The following is a 16,467-nucleotide window of genomic DNA, read 5'->3' on the forward strand; positions in this document are numbered from 1 at the left end:
CGGGCGTCGACCTGACCGACTGGCCCGGAGCGGGCTGGAGCGACGCGTACGACCCCGACGAGGTCGTCGACCGCTTCACCACCTATGTCGAGGACCGGGGCCTCAGCCTCTACCCGGCCCAGGAGGAGGCGCTGCTCGAGCTGGTCACCGGCGCCAACGTGGTGCTGGCGACGCCGACCGGGTCCGGCAAGTCGCTGGTCGCCCTCGCGGCCCACACGGTCGCGCTGGCGCAGGGGAGGCGTACGTACTACACGGCCCCGATCAAGGCGCTGGTCAGCGAGAAGTTCTTCGACCTGTGCGAGCGGCTCGGGGCCGACAACGTCGGGATGCTCACCGGCGACGCCGCGGTCAATGCCGGCGCACCCGTGATCTGCTGCACCGCGGAGATCCTCGCGCAGCAGGCGCTGCGCGAGGGCCCCGCCGCCGACATCGGCCAGGTCGTGATGGACGAGTTCCACTTCTACGGCGACCGTGACCGCGGGTGGGCCTGGCAGGTGCCGCTGCTGGAGCTCCCGCAGGCGCAGTTCCTGCTGATGAGCGGCACGCTCGGTGACACCGAGCGCATCCGCGAGGACCTCACCGCGCGCACCGGACGCGACACGGCGCTGGTCGAGCACGCCGAGCGACCGGTGCCCCTGACGTTCGGCTGGTCGACCGACCCGATGCACGCGGCGATCGAGGAGCTCCTGGAGACCAACCAGGCCCCGGTCTACGTCGTGCACTTCACGCAGGCGGCCGCGCAGGAGCGCGCGCAGGCCCTGACCTCGGCCGGCGTCGCCTCACGCGCCGAGCGCGACGCGATCGCCGAGGCGATCGGCGCCTTCCGCTTCGGGCCCGGCTTCGGCAAGACGCTGTCCCGGGTGGTGCGCATGGGGATCGGCATCCACCACGCCGGCATGCTGCCGCGCTACCGCCGGCTGGTGGAGATGCTGGCCCAGGCCGGCCTGCTGAAGGTCATCTGCGGCACCGACACCCTCGGGGTGGGCATCAACGTGCCGATCCGCACCGTGGTGCTGACGAGCCTGGTGAAGTACGACGGCCGACGGCAGCGGCTGCTCACCGCGCGGGAGTTCCACCAGATCGCGGGGCGAGCGGGACGGGCGGGCTTCGACACCGCCGGGTCGGTCGTGGTGCAGGCACCGGACCACGAGGTAGAGAACGCCCGGCTGGTCGCCAAGGCCGGCGACGACCCCAAGAAGCTCAAGCGGGTGCAGCGCAAGAAACCCCCCGAGGGCGAGACGACCTACACCGAGGCCGCGTACGACAAGCTCGTCGAGGCCGCGCCCGAGCAGCTGTCGCCGCGCATGAAGGTCACCCACGCGATGGTGCTGAACGTGCTGGCACGTGAGGAGGACCCGCTGCCGGTCTTTCAGCGGCTGCTGCGGGAGAACCACGAGACCGGACGGCGCCAGGTGCAGCTGGTGCGGCGGGCCGTGGCGATCTACCGCTCGCTGCTGGCCGGGGGTGTGGTGCACCAGCTCGAGGAGCAGGCCGCCGACGGGTCGCGGACGCGGGTGGACACGGACCTGCAGCACGGGTTCGCGCTGAACCAGCCGCTCTCGACGTACGCGCTGGCGACCTTCGAGGCGCTGGACCCCGAGGCCGAGACGTACACGCTCGACGTGCTCAGCGTCGTCGAGTCCACCCTCGACGACCCCCGCCAGGTGCTGCTCGCTCAGCAGCACCGGGCGAAGGGCGAGGCCGTGGCGGAGATGAAGGCCGAGGGCATCGAGTACGAGGAGCGCATGGAGCTGCTCGAGGAGGTGACCTACCCGAAGCCCCTCGAGGAGCTGCTGACCGCGACCTTCGAGGTGTACGCGCAGGCGCACCCGTGGCTGTGGGAGACACCGGTCTCGCCGAAGACGGTGGCCCGCGACATGTACGAGCGTCGGCTCACCTTCGCCGAGTACGTCTCCTTCTACGGCCTTGCCCGGTCTGAGGGTCTGCTGCTGCGCTACCTCTCCGACGCCTGGCGGACCGTGCGCCAGACGGTGCCCGACGCGGTGCGTACGCCGGAGATGGACGACATCCGCGACTGGCTCGAGGCCGTCGTGCGCCAGACCGACTCGAGTCTCATCGACGAGTGGGAGGCGATGGTCGCGGGCGCCGACTCCGGCTCGGTGGCGGCCGCGGAGCCGGTGCGTCCCGACACCCCGCGGACGCTGTCGAGCGACACCCGCGGCTTCCGGGTGCTGGTGCGCAACGCGCTGTGGCGGCGCCTGGAGCTGCTCGCGCGCGGCCGTGCGCAGGACGTCGCGGCGCTGGAGGAGCTCGACGGGTCGGTCTGGGACCGCGTCGAGGACTACTTCGCCGAGCACGACGAGGTGCTGACGGCAGGGGACGCGCGGGGGCCGCGGATGTTCCAGGTGGACGAGAGGCCCGACCGGCTGGACCTCCCGTCGACGACGGGGGAGCGGGTGTGGCGCGTGCAGCAGGTCGTGGCCGATCCGGAGGGCAACCACGACTGGCGCATCCTCGCGGTGGTCGACCTCGACGCCTCGGACGCCGAGGGCGACCTGGTGATGCAGGTCGAGGGGCTCGTACGCCTCTAGGCGCTGCGCGGTTCCAGCTCGAGGAAGTCCGCCAGCCAGAGGCGCACCTCTCGCACGGCGCGATCGTCGGCCCGACCGAGGGGGTGGCGCAGTCTGCGGCGGCTGACCGTCCATCGTTCACTCGCGGCTCTGGCGCTCGCAGTAGTCGAGGTCGTCGGCGCTGGTGCGCGCGATCGAGGCGCGCATCGCCTCGAAACGCAGTTGGGGGTCCCCGGCGTCGGCCGGGGGCGACAGGTACGCACCGAGGCTGATGGTGGTCGCCGTCACACCAGAAGTCTGATGCCGTCCTGGGGGAGGTCCGCGAGCCGAGATGACTAGGTCGTGCGATAGGCGGGCAAGAGGACGTAAAGGCTTGCTAACGTCGATGGTCGGCTTCGGACAGGTGGCCGCAACCGGCTGGACGCCGGCTCGAGGGAGGTTCAGGATGACGGTCGCCACCGGAGGCGATGCACGGGACGAGGAGACGCGGGACCCGGCCACGGCCGCGCGGGAGGCGCTCGAGAACTGGGCCGACTTCGACCTGCCGGCCCTGGTCGATGTGGCGCGGCAGTACATCGGCGTGCCGATGGCGGCCATCACCGTCCTCGAGGGCCACCAGTTCCACTTCGCGCTCACATCGGGAACCGACCCCTTCTGCACCGACGAGGGCGACGCCATGTGCAAGCACTCGATGGGGGTCCCCGGGATCTTCCAGGTCCGCGACACGCTCGCCGACGAGCGCATGGCCGAGCTGCCGTACGTCGACGGGCGCCGCGCGAGCCTGCGCTTCTACGCCTCGGCGCCCATCTACGCCGCCGGCGGAGAGATGGTCGGCAGGTTCTGCCTCTTCGACACCGAGGTACGCACCCTGGACCCGGACGACGAGCTCCTCCTCGCGAAGCTGGCGCACACGGCGAGCCGGGCGATCCAGCGCGGGATCGAGGCGAAGCCACGAGGCGTACGCGCCTGACCCCCGAGAGGTCACTTCTCGCAGCACCGCCGAGGGGTCACTTCTCGCGAGAGGTCACTTCTCGCAGCACCGCCGAGAGGTCACTTCTCGCGGGGACGCAGGCCTCGGGGCACGGACCGACAACCGACCGCTCGCGGCAGGGCCGGAGGTCAGTCGGTGATGTCGACGACGACCGGTGCGTGGTCGGACGCACCCTTCCCGTGCCCGTCCTCGCCGCCTCGCTCCTCGGTGTCGATGAAGGCGCCGGTGACGCGGTCGGCGAGCCCGCCGCCCCCGAGCACGTAGTCGATGCGCATGCCACGGTTTCGCTCGAACCGCTGCCGGTAGTAGTCCCAGTAGGTGTAGACGTCCTCGCCCGGGAGGATCGGCCGCACGACGTCGGCGTAGCCGCCGTGGACGAAGGCCTCGAAGGCCTTGCGCTCCGGCGGCGTCACGTGCGTCGACCGGGCGAACTGGGTGATGTCGAAGACGTCGGAGTCCAGCGGTGCGATGTTCCAGTCACCGACCAGCGCGGTCGGCCCGGCGGCCGCCCAGCCGGTGGCCTGCTGCTGCAGAGCGCTCAGCCAGTCGATCTTGTAGTGGTAGTGCTCGTCCCCGGGCTTGCGGCCGTTGGGGACGTACAGCGACCACACGCGTACGCCGCCGCACGTCGCCCCGATGGCGCGTGCCTCCAGAAGGGGCTCCGCGTCGCCCTTGCCGAAGTGAGGGGCACCTTCGAAGCCGCGCTCGACGTCGTCGAGGCCGACGCGGGAGACGATAGCGACGCCGTTCCACTGGTCGTAGCCGAACGCGGCGACCTCGTAGCCGAGCGACTCCAGCCCCATCAGCGGGAACTGCTCCTCCTTGCACTTGGTCTCCTGCAGCGCCAGCACGTCGATCTCGTGACGCTGCAGCAGCGCTTCGACACGGTCGATGCGGGAGCGGACGGAGTTGACGTTCCAGGTGGCCAGACGCATCCGGCGAACCTACCCGCGGCGACCGGTGAGCCAGGACCGGGCTCAGGCCGCGAACTGCCTGACGAGACGCGGCGTGATCTCGGCCGCGAGCGCCGTCGCGACGTCGAGGCGTACGTCGACCACGGCGACCTGCTCCGGTCCCGCCGCGGTCGCGGCCACCAGGTGGCACAGGCCGACGCGGCGCTGGAAGAACGTCTGGGTGAGCGTCCACCCGATGACACCGTCGCGTTCGAGCACGCGTGTCGTCGTGCCGAGGATGCCGGTGCGGGAGACCAGGTGGGTCGGCGTCAGCGTGTGACCGAGGTGTTTGTACGACAGCTCCGCCAGGCCGACTCCCAGTACCGGGAGCAGGGCGGCGAGCACGAAGAGCGCGGGGGTCAGGTCGGCCAGGACGGTCGCGACGACGAGTGCTGCGGCGGCCGGCACGGCGACGAGCTGCGCGCGCACGTGACGGCGACGTCGCGCCGCCGGTCCGTGCTGGGTCAGCTCCGTCGTCAGCGCCTCTCGGGCGTCGAGCATCTGCTCACCGACGTCCACGGCGACGGCGCGGGGCACCGAGGGCAGCACCTGGGTCGTCCCACCGGACCCGACACCGGTGGCGAGGGCACTCAGCTGGGCACCGGTCGCGAGGCGTACGAGCGCGGGCTCGGTCATCTCGAGTCCCCGGATGCGGCGACGCTCGACGGTGACCGACCGGGTGGTGAGCAAACCGGCCTCGACGCGCAGGTTCTCGGGGTCGCGCGAGACGACGAGGCCGTACCAGCGCACGGCGTACGCCCCGATGGCAGCGAGCACGTAGCCCACGACGACCACCACGAGCACGAACCCGATGACGATCAGGAGGCCGAGGCGGTCGACCTGGCCCTGCACCGAGTCGACCACGTCACCCTGGTCGATCGGCAGGTCGTCGAGGAACTGCGCGAAGAAACCGAAGGCCGCGGCGAGCACCACGAGCTGGCTGACCTGCAGGGGTGCGTACCGCAGCCAGCTCCAGTCCAGGCGCGTGAGCACCTCGCGCCCCGCGGGTCGCGGTGGCGTCGACGGCTGCGCGTCGGATCCTTCGGGTCGGTCGGCGTCGGCGTACGCGGCCGAGCGGTCGACCCGGGTGAGCAGGAACTCCTGAAGTTCCAGCGCGTCGGACTTCGCCAGGGAGTCCAGGGTGATGCGCTCGTCGTCGACCCCGGTGCCGATCTTGACGACCGAGAGGCCGAGCGCGCGGTGCCAGATCGTGGACTCCAGGTCGACGCTGCGGACCCGGTCGAGCGTCACCGAGGTCTGCTTGGTCGAGAGCACGCGGTACTTCTGCTGCAACCGCCCGTCGGCGATGCGCCACCGGGTGCCGAGCCAGGGGAGCAGCGAGCCCAGCACGACGAGGATCGCGACGGGCACGATGAAGGCGAGCGTGCCGATGAGACTGCGGCCACCACCGCCACTGCCCAGGAACAGCACGACGACGAACGGCAGCGCGAGGTTCGCGAGTGCCCGGGCGGGGGCGACGACGAGCTGCAGCGGCGAGGTGCGCTGCCAGGTCGCGGCGGAGCCGTCCACGGCGTCGAGCTCGTCCGGCGACTCGGGCTCGTCGGAGGGTGAGGAGCGAGCTTGCGAGCGTCTCGACACCTCCTCCTCACTCGGTGGCGCGAAAGGATCGTCGTGAGACCCGCTCACGTCGCGTCGCCCTCGGTGGCCGCCGTGTCGCGGACGAGGTCGGCGACGACCTGCTTGGCGAGGTCCTCCTCGAGCCCCTGGACGTACGCCGTGCCGTGCCCCGACGCCGTGGTGACGCGCACCGACGCGAGCCCGAAGGCGCGCTCCAGCGCGCCCTGCGAGGTGTCCACGGTCTGCACCCGACCCAACGGCACGATGCGGGTGTAGCGGCTGAGCCAGCCGGAGCGCGTGTAGAACGCCTCGTGCGTGACCTCCCACCGGTGCACCCGGTAGCGGATGACGGGCACGACGGTCACGTAGGCCACCTGGACGATCGCCAGTGCGGTCACGATGAGTGCGACGTACGCCGGCACGTCGTCGATCAGCCACAGCACCACCGCGACCACGGAGAAGATCACCAGGGCGGGCAGCGCGGCGACGCGCCACATCGTCTTCGCCCGCGGCGAGACGCGCTCGGTGGGCTCGCGCAGCACCATCTCCGGCGTACGCCCGGACGCGTGGCGCCCCTCGTCAGGCGCCTGCTGCTCGGTCCACGTCTCACTCACGGGACCGAGCGTGGCACATGCCACCGACGAGAGCGGCGTACGGATTCTTCCCCGTCCACACCTGAGACCTAGACTCGCCGCCCGTGGCACTCACCATCGGCATCGTCGGGCTCCCCAACGCGGGCAAGTCCACCCTCTTCAACGCGCTCACCAAGAGCGAGGTGCTCGCGGCGAACTACCCGTTCGCCACGATCGAGCCCAATGTCGGCGTCGTGCCGCTGCCCGACCCGCGCCTGGACGAGCTCGCGAAGATCCACGGCTCGGCGAAGGTGCTGCCGGCGACGGTCGAGTTCGTCGACATCGCCGGCATCGTCGCGGGCGCCAGCCAAGGGGAGGGGCTGGGCAACAAGTTCCTGTCCCACATCCGCGAGAGCGCCGCGATCTGCCAGGTGACCCGGGTGTTCGAGGACGACGACGTCACCCACGTCGACGGACGCGTCGACCCGGCCAGCGACATCTCCACCATCCAGACCGAGATGATCCTCGCCGACCTGCAGACGGTCGAGAAGGCGATCCCGCGGCTGGAGAAGGAGGCCAAGGGCCGCAAGGAGCTCGTGCCGACCGTCGAGGCCGTCAAGGAGGCCAAGGAGGCCCTGGAGGCGGGCACGCCGGTCAGCGCGACGACGATCGACCGCGACCTGATCCGCGAGCTCAGCCTGCTCACCGCGAAGCCCTACATCTACGTCTTCAACTGCGACTCCGACGAGCTCGCCGACGAGGACCTCAAGGCCCGGATGCGTGACATCGTCGCGCCGGCCGAGGCGATCTTCCTCGACGCGAAGTTCGAGGCCGAGCTGGTCGAGCTCGGCGACGACGACGAGGCCCGCGAGATGCTGGAGATGGCCGGTGTCGACGAGCCCGGACTCGACGTGCTCGCCCGGGTCGGCTTCGACACCCTCGGGCTGCAGACCTACCTCACCGCGGGTCCGAAGGAGTCCCGCGCCTGGACGGTCAAGAAGGGCGCCACCGCCCCCGAAGCGGCCGGCGTCATCCACACCGACTTCCAGAAGGGCTTCATCAAGGCCGAGATCGTCTCCTACGACGACCTCGTCGCCGCGGGCTCCATGGCGAAGGCCAAGGAGGCCGGCAAGGTGCGCATGGAGGGCAAGGACTACGTGATGGCCGACGGTGACGTGGTGGAGTTCCGCTTCAACGTGTGAATCGGCGCGTTTGCGCAGGTCAGAGGGGGGTGCCCCCTCTGAGTCCGCACAGAGTCCGCAATAAATTCAGCGAGTTGGGCTCGATGGGGACGTTCGGAGGCCAACTTCTTGACCTTGGTGCTGCCAGTTGACCCGCTCGTTGACGTGGCCCTTTGGTGGCGGTGTAAGCCAGCACAATGCGACCCCCGTGCAGTGGCTGGGCGCCCGATGCGGACCGCGCGCGTGGTCGAGATCCCGGCGAACCGCAAGGCCGAGGACTTCGAGTCCTGGGCGAAGGGTCGCGTGAAGAACGGCCCTGCGTCGCTCCATCCCGTCGAGCAGATCGCGGCATGGCTGAACCACCTGCCCGACGAGGAGGTGCTCGAGCGGATGTCCCGGCTGAAGCCGACCCACACCTACAACCCTGACATCGTGCGCGCAACTTCGAGATTCTGGAGGGCATGCGCGACGAGGCCGTGGCGTTCGGAGCGGACGACGGAGTACGCGACTGAGCGGCGGAGCAGCTGCGGTCTTCCGGCCTCGTGCACCTCTCACTCGATCAGCTCCTCGGGGTCCGGCGCGGGCGACGCGGCGAGAGCGGCCGCGTGCGAATCTCTATCTTGGCTGCCATGCAGCGCGCGATCGATTCGAGAACGGAGGGTCCGCGATGGCTGATAACGAGGCGTCGGTCGGTCTTGAGTTGGGGGTCGGCGGCGGAGTCATTCGGGCCAACGCAAAGCTTGCCGTCTCCCTGAAACGGGGTTGGAACAGTCGGGGCCAAGAGGTACTGGACAGTGTGACCCAAGCCGTTGATGGCGAAGTTCTCGAGCGTCGCCTTCTTCAAGCACCTGAGGTCGAGGTGTTGCTTGCGCGAGCTGTCAACGCTGCTGCTGCGTCATCGCTAGCAAGCAAGCGCCGGCTCCTAGCGCGTGTCGTCCAGGCGGCGGTCCTGGATGATGCCGCTATCGATCAGTCAACGCTCATCCTTGACGTGCTCGAACAGGTAGATGCCGTCCACATCCGATGTCTTGAAGCGATCGCCCGCGCCGAACTCGAGTCCAAGGAAGCAGGCGATTGGGAGTTCACGGCGGAGCGAGCTGAGAAGCCATCGAACCAACGTGTTCAAGATGCCGCGGACGGCTACCCGTCTCCCATCATCAAGCGACTAGAGACGCTGGTCGCGCACGCCCACTGAGTGCAGGCCACGCCAAGCGCCGGCCGCGAAGACTCGGGCGTTGACCTGCAGGTGGAGATGCCGGTGCGGGTCGCCAGCGCGCGAGGTGTAGTGCCGGATCGCCGCGGCCTCGATCTGATCCACCGGCACTTGGACCTGCCGCCCGCGTGGCCCGACCGGGTCGTCGCGTGCTGGGCGACCCAGCTGACGATCTCGGCGGCGGCCCTGTCCTGTGCCTCGTCCAGGGTGGCCGAGATGTCGGGGTCCAGGGCCGCGGCCATCGACCAGGTCTTGGGCCCGTTGACGGTGACCTCGACGAACCGCAGCGCGTTCGCGTCCTCGGGGACCTGACCCTTCTTGCGGCCGGTGTCGACGTCGATCCCGGCGACCCACTGCTCGTATGCGTCGCTGTCCATCGAGCCGACTTTCGCGACGCTGTCCGGGGCAGCAATGAGCCGCTCGGCGACGCCGATGCCTTCGCCGAGGTAGTAGTCATCGGCCCGGGAGCGGTCGCGCTCGACGTAGGCGCGCGCGGCCCTCGCCGCGCCCCGGTAGAACTTCACGCCGCCACGCACGCCGACCACCGCCTTCACGATGTCCGTCGACAACCAACGGACCCCTAGAAATGACGCGTGGGCCGCCCGTCCTCGGGCGGCCCATCTACGAACCTTCGTAGCATGCGTGCCGCTTGGAATGGAGGGGTTGAGGGACCAGGCAGGCAGGCATCCGGAGGGGATTCTGGGAGCTGGCGATAGTCAATGAAGATCAACGACTCGTAGGTCGCTCGGAAGCGATGCCGGGTCGGCAGCGTAGGCGAGATCGTTGGCGAAACCGGGCCCGTAGGACGCCCCCTTCCCGGAGACGCCACCGGGACAGGGCATACAGGACGGGCGTCCAACATCAGGCCGCAGCGCAGGCGTGCGTCTCGTAGGAGCTTCGGCATGCGGGAAGAGTCTGGGTCCGCGCTGAGGCGCTGCGCACCGCCCACGAGGCAGTGCGACTGCCCCATCGCCGACGCCGGCACGCAGATCCAGGCAGTCGTCGTCCCGCGGGTGGCCAAGAGGTAGAACCGTGTACTGCTGTGGCGGACACCTGCTCTGGTGGCGGCACGACCACTCAGCCCATCCCGCACCGGGTCGCCCCAACCCCTTGTGGGCTAGCGTCCCGGGTGTGACGTTAAATTACGAAAGACGAGGGAGCGGCAGTCCGCTGTTGCTGGTGCACGGTCTGGGCGCTGGGTGGCGATCCTGGTCCCCGATCCTCGACGAGCTGGCTGAGAGTCGTGAGGTCATCGCCGTCGACCTACCGGGGTTCGGTGAGACGCCGCCGTTGACGGGGGAGGTCTCGATCGCCACCCTGACCGATGCCGTCGCGGACTTCATCCGCGAGCAGGGCTTGGACGGGGTCTCGACCGTCGGCCAGTCGATGGGCGGTCGGATGGTCCTCGAGCTCGCGCGGCGAGGCGTCGGCGGCGACACCGTGGCGTTGGACCCGGGCGGCTTCTGGAGCGACCGCGAGCTCGCCGTCTTCGGCGCCACGCTGCGACCGTCCGTCGCTCTGGTCCGAGCGCTGAGAGGCGTGCTGCCCACATTGCTCGGCAGCCCTGTGGGTAGGACTCTGCTGCTGGCGCAGCTGTCGGCGCGGCCCTGGGCGCTCTCGCGTGAGACCGTGCTGCCGGACGTGCGTGGGTTGGCCGACTCCCCGGCGACCGGCGCTGCCCTGGATGCCCTGACCAAGGGGCCCAAGCAACAGGGAGCCCCGGCTGGCACAGTGCCCGGCCGGGTCACGATCGGTTGGGGTCGACGTGACCTGATCACCCTGCCGAGACAGGCCGCACGTGCCACGGAACTGTTTCCCGACGCAGTGCTGCACTGGTTCGAGCGGTGCGGTCACTTCCCACAGTGGGACGCACCGCTCGAAGCGACCCGACTGATCCTCGACAGCACCGACTAAGGTCTCCTGTTGGCCAGCCGACGACCGCACCCGTCGCCGCAAGCGAATCGTCAGGCCGAACGTGATCGCCCATCGGGTCGCTCCGCGAGCCCATGGTCGCGCGGGACGGGCTCCGGATCGGACGCCGCTCCGGCACGGTCTTCGGGACCAGGCGGCTTGAACTACTCCTGTCGGCCTGCAGACTTGAGGGCCGGCAGGAGTTCATCCGTACCGGTCAGGACACCTGCCGCGGTGCCGTCTTGCGTAGCGGCGCCCGGAGGTGTCGTGAACGGGTCGTCGGTCAAACTGACGTCGCCACATCCGAAGTCGTCGACAACAACGCCCGTCAGGTCACGGCCAGTGGCGTACACCAGCATCCACCGCGGCCCCAAATCTGACCTGCCATGCACGGGCGTCGGATGCCGGCTCCAGTTCGCTGAGCTGTGCGTCGAACACCGGCAGGTCCTGGGTGCTGACCTCGTGCGCTAGATCGATGAGTCGCCAGCGCAGGCGCGTGCCGTCGCCATCCGGCCCGGAGTCAGATGGGACAGGGGCGTAGCGGCAGACCCCATGCTTCCTCGGGCACGGACAGTTCTGGGGAGCTATCGGCCGGCCTCTGCACGCCGAAGTCGTACCCCGGCTCGGAACGCTGCGCTAACCACTCAGGACAGACGCGACCGCCGGGCCTGCCCATCTCGTCGACTTGCGGGATCTCGGCCCCGGACTGATCCGGCCGCGACCCCGAACCGCTACACCCGGAAAGGGCCAGGCAGGAGATCAGCACCCCTAGCGTGTAGAGCCAGCCGACGACCACGCCGCGCAGAGTGTTCATCGAAGCCTCCAGGAACCGTGGACCGGCGATGCCACCAACCAGACGCTCAGCGAACACAGTCGGTTCCGCGAGCCCAACCTCCTGCGGGCCCTACGACGCCGCGGTGGCAGCTGGCTCCGACGGCCGCGAGCGGATCGGCAACCGGGACGCTCCGCGAGCCCCTCGGCAACCGTCTACGCAATGGGGGTCAGGCGAAACGTTTCTCATTGTTGCATGCGCAGATTGAGTGACTAGAATGAGAAACGTGCCAGCCACTAGTCCGTACACGAGCCCCGAGCAAGAGGCGGACCTCGAGCGCCTCGGCGCCCGGCTGCGCGAACGCCGAAAGGCCCTCGGTGTCACGGCAATCGCCTGCGCCGAAGCCGCTGGCGTTTCGCGTGTCACCCTGCACAGGATCGAGGCAGGCAACCCCTCGGTCACTATCGGCGCCTACGGCAACGTTGCCGCCGCGCTCGGACTTCACCTCGTCGTCCCGGTCCTCGACGCGCCCGCAGCAGAACCCGCGACGGTCACGGTCGGCGACTACCCCGGCCTGCGCACCCTGGCCTGGCAGACAGACGCCGGCACCACCGTCACCGAGACGGAGGCCCTCAACCTCTACGAGCGCGGCTGGCGACACCTCGACCAGGAGACGCTGACCGACCAGGAGAAGGCGTTCATCCAGCACCTGGCTGACACCTACAGCAACGGGAGGCTGCTTGTTTAGGCGGCTGCATCACCAACAGGTGGCTGAGGTGCTGTCGATGCTCAATGCACCACTCCTGGCCGAGCACAACTGCTGGTTCGGAGGCGGCACCGCGATCGTCCTTGTCAACGGTGAGTTCCGCGAGTCGGTCGATATCGACTTCCTGGTCTCCGACCCGAAGTCCTACCGCGAGCTGCGCCAGATCGTCAGGGACCATGGGCTCGCAGCTCTGGCTACCCGCGAACTGGACTTGGGTCGGACACCCGCTGTCGACGGTTACGGCATCAGGGCTTCGGTGCTCGTTGCGGGGATGGCGATCAAGTTCGAGATCATTCATGAAGGCCGCATCGCCCTCGACACTCCCTCCCCGGACGATGAGATCTGTGGGTTGCGGATCCTGACGCGCACCGACCAGGTCGCAACCAAGCTGCTCGCCAACGACGACCGTTGGGCAGACACGTCGACGTTCAGCCGCGACCTGATCGACCTGGCCATGATGAAACCCGACATCAGCGCCCTGAAGGCCGGCGCGCGCAAGGCAGTCGATGCGTACGGCACGACAATCGACGAGAGCCTCAACAAGGCCGTCACCCACCTCCAAGATCGCCCGCAACGTCTCGACGACTACCTCCGAGCACTCAAGATCGACGCGCCCCGAGCAGTCGTCTGGCAGAGCATCCGCGATCTCTCTGCACGATGCGCGAAGGTCGAAGCTCTGCGTCGGCGCTCGGGCTAGCCTGACCGTCCCCGGGGGCTGGTGAGCGGCTTGACTGATTGTCGATATAACAGAGGATAACGTCAATTATATGAGAACAGAGTCGCCGCTCCTCGCTCCGATCTTCAGGTCGGACGGTCAGGCGCGCCTACTCTCGGCGATCTTGCTCACCGACGAGGAGCTGAGCATCACCGACCTGGCTGAACACGCCGGGCTGGCCTATCCGACTGCACATCGCGAGGTCTCGCGGCTGCTGGAGGCCGGCATCCTCACCCAGCGAGAGGTGGGCCGCACGAGGCTGATCCGAGCCAACGATCAGAGCCCCCTGGTCGAGCCCCTGCGTGAGATCCTCACGGTCGCGACAGGCCCCGTGGTGATGCTGGCGCGGGAGCTGGCCGACGTCGATGGCATCGAGTCGGCGTTCCTCTACGGCTCCTTCGCCGCGCGGCTGCAGGGGGAACCCGGGCCGGCGCCGCACGACATCGACCTCATGGTGGTCGGCCGGCCCGATGTCGACGCGGTATACGAGGCGTGTACTCGCGTCGAGGAGTCAGTGCGCCGCCCCATCAACCCAACGATCCTGACCTCAGCCGAGCTCGCCGAGCCCTCCGGTTTCCTGGAGACCGTGCGCAACGGTCCGGCGGTTGCGGTGATCGGGGAGCTGCCGTGGCGCTGACACCCCTGACCCGCGTCCAGCAAGCGACAGTGATCGCGCTGGTCGAGGCGCGACGACTCGACGCGGTGCCCGCGGACCCTGCGCGGGCGGCCTCGTTCCTCCGGCAGGCCGAGGACCGCCTGAGCCAGCTGCCGCTCCTCACCAGCGTTGCCGTCCGGTACGGCATCGCCTACGACGCGTGCCATGACGTCGGCGAGGCGCTGCTCGCGCCTACGGCTTCCGCACGGCCAACGGGCCCGGCCAGCACGAGGCTCTGGGCCGCTACCTGCGAGCGGTCCTCGACAAGCCTCCGGCGGACAAGGCGGCACGGGAGTTCGACCGCCTGCGACGCCAGCGCAACCAAGCCCAGTACGAAGCGAAGCCGGTGGGTGCGGCGGCCACCGATAAGGCCGAGCAGGTCGCTCGGACGCTGTTCGATGCCGCAGCCGCCCGAGGGGTCGGGCAGTGACGCCAGCGGTCCGCAAATAGTCCGCAAGAAGTCCGGCGGAGGCCGATCCTCGCCGACGACGTCCAACGTTCTCAGGATTGCGTTTGTGCAGATCAGACCGCATTTTCCGGCCTCCATCAACGGTGACCGTCAACACCCGAAACACCCGGTTTTCGTTCCGCTTCAACGTCTGAGTGAGGCGTGCACAAGACGACCGCTTGAGGCAGTCCATCTCGGAACTGATAAGTAGCCTGCCCCCATGAAGGCGACCATCGATTCGGCCGCCGGGCGCCTGCTGGTGCCGAACAGCTTGCGTGATGCCTGGGCTTGACGGCTGGATCAACAGTGGACGTATCCGCGAACGGCGAAGGACTGCAGATCACTCCCCGTGAGCGGTCGGCGCGTCTCGAACGTGACGACGAGGGTCGCCTCGTCGCGCAGGCCGAGACTGTCGTGACCGACGAGGCAGTCTTCTCACTGAACGACTGCGGGCGGCGTTGACCGACGGACCCACGTGGTCAGGCAGTGCACCCGCGACCTCTCCGCACGGTGCGTGAGGATCGAAGCTCTCGGTCGGCGCTCGGAGTGACCTGACCGACCCTTCTGGATCTAGGTTGGTGAGATGGCCGAGATCGCATCCCTTGCCGACGTCCTCACCCGCCTCCGCTCGTGCGAGTGGATCGACCTGACTCATTCGTTCGGGCCGGGGATCCCGCACTACTTCGCGTTCCCCGACGAGGAGCGCGAGACGCTGTTCCACTTCGACGAGGGCGTCGGCTCGGCCGGCACGGGCTTCCTCGCGCACCGCTTCACCCACATCGGGCAGTGGGGCACCCACGTCGACCCGCCCGCGCACTTCGCGCGAGGAGGCCGCTTCCTCGACGAGCTCCCCGTCACCGACATGATCCTGCCGCTGGTGGTCGTCGACGTACGCCGCCAGGTCGCGGCCGACGTCGACCACATCGTCACCGTCGCCGACCTCGAGGCCCACGAGGCCGAGCACGGCACGATCCCGACCGGTACGTTCGTCGCCCTGCTCACCGGGTGGGCCGAGCGCTGGCCCGACGGTGAGGCGATGGCCAACCGGGACGCCGACGGGCTCGCCCACTACCCCGGCTGGGGCGTGGACGCGCTGCGCTTCCTGGTCGAGAAGCGAGACGTCACCGCGGTCGGGCACGACACCACCGACACCGACGCGGGCGCCGTCGTGGGCGGCGGCTCCGCGCCCGCCGAGACCTACATCCTCGGCGCCGACAAGTGGCAGATCGAGATGCTCGCCGGCCTCGACCGGGTGCCGCCGACCGGGGCCCTGGTCGTGGCGACCTGGCCCAAGCCGCAGGACGGCTCCGGCTTCCCGGCACGGGTGTTCGCCATCGTCGACCGTGGGATCAACGGCGTGTGATGACTCGATCGACCGATTCGCCGGGTGCCGGCGACCTCCCGGACGCCGACCACGCCTCGGCTCCCGGCCCGCACATGCTGCTACGAGAAGGCCTGACCGGCGTCGAGCTCGCGCACTCCGCGCTCTCGCGCGGTTACCTGGCGGGCCTCCCCGACGGTGACGGCCACCCGGTGCTGGTGCTGCCCGGCTTCCTCGCCGGCGCGCGATCGACCGGGTTCCTGCGCGGGTTCCTCCGGTCCAAGGGCTACCGGGTCTACGACTGGGGCCAGGGCCGCAACATGGGCGTACGCCAGGGGTTGCGCGGACGGCTGTCGGCCCGGCTCGACCACATCAGCCAGCGCAACGACCGCACGATCAGCATCATCGGCTGGAGCGCCGGCGGCATCTACGCCCGCGAGATCGCACGCGAGCAGCCCGACCGCATCCGCTCCGTCATCACGATGGGCACGCCCATGCGGGGCAACCCCCGCGCGACGTCGGCGTGGCCGGCGTACTCCCTGCTCAACCGCGGCCGCAACGCTGTCGACCTCTCACCGGACGTGCTGGCCGCCCGCGCCGAGCCGCTGCCGGTGCCCACCACCTGCATCTACAGCCGCTACGACGGCATCGTGGCCTGGGAGCTGTGCACCAGCCTGCTCGCGCCGCAGACCGAGAACGTCGAGGTCACCAGCACCCACCTCGGCTTCGGTCACCACCGCCGCACTCTCGGCGTCATCGCGGACCGGCTTGCGCAGCCCGAGGGGGAGTGGCAGCCGTACGAGCCCGACCGGGCGCGCTGAGCGGGCAGAATGGCCCTGCGCAGGCAGTGACCCACCGGC

General features: G+C 69.4%; 14 protein-coding genes and 1 pseudogene. 10 read left to right on the forward strand and 5 right to left on the reverse strand.

From position 1 onward, the window contains the following. The first annotated feature begins 11 nt into the window (after positions 1–11). Entirely contained in the window at positions 12–2,552 is a 2,541-nt protein-coding gene (locus KLP28_12050; GenBank protein QWC86961.1) for a DUF3516 domain-containing protein, read from the forward strand. A 117-nt stretch (positions 2,553–2,669) separates the two neighbouring features. On the opposite strand, the gene KLP28_12055 is transcribed toward KLP28_12050, so the two are convergent. Next, complete coding sequence (locus KLP28_12055; GenBank protein ID QWC84308.1) at positions 2,670–2,819, reverse strand: hypothetical protein; 150 nt, start codon at positions 2,817–2,819, stop codon at positions 2,670–2,672. A gap of 157 nt (positions 2,820–2,976) precedes the next feature. On the opposite strand from KLP28_12055, the gene KLP28_12060 reads away from it, so the two are divergent. Next, on the forward strand, positions 2,977–3,501 hold the full coding sequence (locus tag KLP28_12060; GenBank protein ID QWC84309.1) for a GAF domain-containing protein: 525 nt from the start codon (positions 2,977–2,979) through the stop codon (positions 3,499–3,501). Between the two features lie 149 nt (positions 3,502–3,650). Here the strand turns inward: KLP28_12060 and xth are convergent, their stop codons facing one another. Genes xth through KLP28_12075 form a run of 3 tightly spaced genes read right to left on the reverse strand, consistent with a single transcriptional unit; the run spans position 3,651 to position 6,598 of the window. Beyond that, the gene (xth, locus tag KLP28_12065; protein QWC84310.1) at positions 3,651–4,457 is read right to left on the reverse strand and encodes an exodeoxyribonuclease III; all 807 of its coding nucleotides are present in this window, start codon (positions 4,455–4,457) and stop codon (positions 3,651–3,653) included. 42 nt (positions 4,458–4,499) lie between these two features. Further along, positions 4,500–6,074 (reverse strand): PH domain-containing protein, encoded by a 1,575-nt coding sequence (locus KLP28_12070; protein ID QWC84311.1) that lies wholly within the window; start codon positions 6,072–6,074, stop codon positions 4,500–4,502. A gap of 44 nt (positions 6,075–6,118) precedes the next feature. After that, complete coding sequence (locus KLP28_12075; GenBank protein ID QWC86962.1) at positions 6,119–6,598, reverse strand: PH domain-containing protein; 480 nt, start codon at positions 6,596–6,598, stop codon at positions 6,119–6,121. 152 nt (positions 6,599–6,750) lie between these two features. Here KLP28_12075 and ychF point away from each other — a divergent pair, with 152 nt between their 5' ends. After that, on the forward strand, positions 6,751–7,827 hold the full coding sequence (gene ychF, locus KLP28_12080) for a redox-regulated ATPase YchF (protein QWC84312.1): 1,077 nt from the start codon (positions 6,751–6,753) through the stop codon (positions 7,825–7,827). A gap of 646 nt (positions 7,828–8,473) precedes the next feature. Further along, the gene (locus tag KLP28_12085) at positions 8,474–9,001 is read left to right on the forward strand and encodes a hypothetical protein (protein ID QWC84313.1); all 528 of its coding nucleotides are present in this window, start codon (positions 8,474–8,476) and stop codon (positions 8,999–9,001) included. Here KLP28_12085 and KLP28_12090 read toward each other — a convergent pair. Beyond that, a pseudogene (locus tag KLP28_12090) lies at positions 8,984–9,543 on the reverse strand (relaxase domain-containing protein). The gene KLP28_12085 and the pseudogene KLP28_12090 overlap by 18 nt on opposite strands. Positions 9,544–10,198: 655 nt before the next feature. Here KLP28_12090 and KLP28_12095 point away from each other — a divergent pair. From KLP28_12095 to KLP28_12120, 6 genes are all read left to right on the forward strand, one after another. Then, positions 10,199–10,933, forward strand: a complete 735-nt coding sequence (locus KLP28_12095) for an alpha/beta fold hydrolase (protein ID QWC84314.1) — start codon at positions 10,199–10,201, stop codon at positions 10,931–10,933. A 1,055-nt stretch (positions 10,934–11,988) separates the two neighbouring features. Next, the gene (locus KLP28_12100) at positions 11,989–12,450 is read left to right on the forward strand and encodes a helix-turn-helix domain-containing protein (GenBank protein ID QWC84315.1); all 462 of its coding nucleotides are present in this window, start codon (positions 11,989–11,991) and stop codon (positions 12,448–12,450) included. A 19-nt stretch (positions 12,451–12,469) separates the two neighbouring features. Then, positions 12,470–13,165 (forward strand): nucleotidyl transferase AbiEii/AbiGii toxin family protein, encoded by a 696-nt coding sequence (locus KLP28_12105; GenBank protein QWC84316.1) that lies wholly within the window; start codon positions 12,470–12,472, stop codon positions 13,163–13,165. Between the two features lie 142 nt (positions 13,166–13,307). Further along, entirely contained in the window at positions 13,308–13,820 is a 513-nt protein-coding gene (locus KLP28_12110; protein QWC84317.1) for an ArsR family transcriptional regulator, read from the forward strand. A gap of 1,049 nt (positions 13,821–14,869) precedes the next feature. Continuing rightward, complete coding sequence (locus KLP28_12115) at positions 14,870–15,649, forward strand: cyclase family protein (protein QWC84318.1); 780 nt, start codon at positions 14,870–14,872, stop codon at positions 15,647–15,649. Beyond that, positions 15,649–16,428, forward strand: a complete 780-nt coding sequence (locus KLP28_12120; GenBank protein ID QWC84319.1) for an alpha/beta hydrolase — start codon at positions 15,649–15,651, stop codon at positions 16,426–16,428. Before KLP28_12115 ends, KLP28_12120 begins: the two co-directional genes overlap by 1 nt. Positions 16,429–16,467 lie beyond the last annotated feature (39 nt).

This window comes from Nocardioidaceae bacterium, from assembly GCA_018672315.1.
Lineage (GTDB): Bacteria > Actinomycetota > Actinomycetes > Propionibacteriales > Nocardioidaceae > TYQ2.

Excerpts from the sequence above, each read along its gene's own strand:
- KLP28_12115 (QWC84318.1), top strand. The coding sequence starts at position 14,870 with ATGGCCGAGATCGCATCCCTTGCCGACGTCCTCACCCGCCTCCGCTCG.
- KLP28_12085 (QWC84313.1), top strand. The coding sequence starts at position 8,474 with ATGGCTGATAACGAGGCGTCGGTCGGTCTTGAGTTGGGGGTCGGCGGC.
- KLP28_12060 (QWC84309.1), top strand. The coding sequence starts at position 2,977 with ATGACGGTCGCCACCGGAGGCGATGCACGGGACGAGGAGACGCGGGAC.
- xth (QWC84310.1), bottom strand. The coding sequence starts at position 4,457 with ATGCGTCTGGCCACCTGGAACGTCAACTCCGTCCGCTCCCGCATCGAC.
- KLP28_12075 (QWC86962.1), bottom strand. The coding sequence starts at position 6,598 with ATGGTGCTGCGCGAGCCCACCGAGCGCGTCTCGCCGCGGGCGAAGACG.
- KLP28_12120 (QWC84319.1), top strand. The coding sequence starts at position 15,649 with ATGACTCGATCGACCGATTCGCCGGGTGCCGGCGACCTCCCGGACGCC.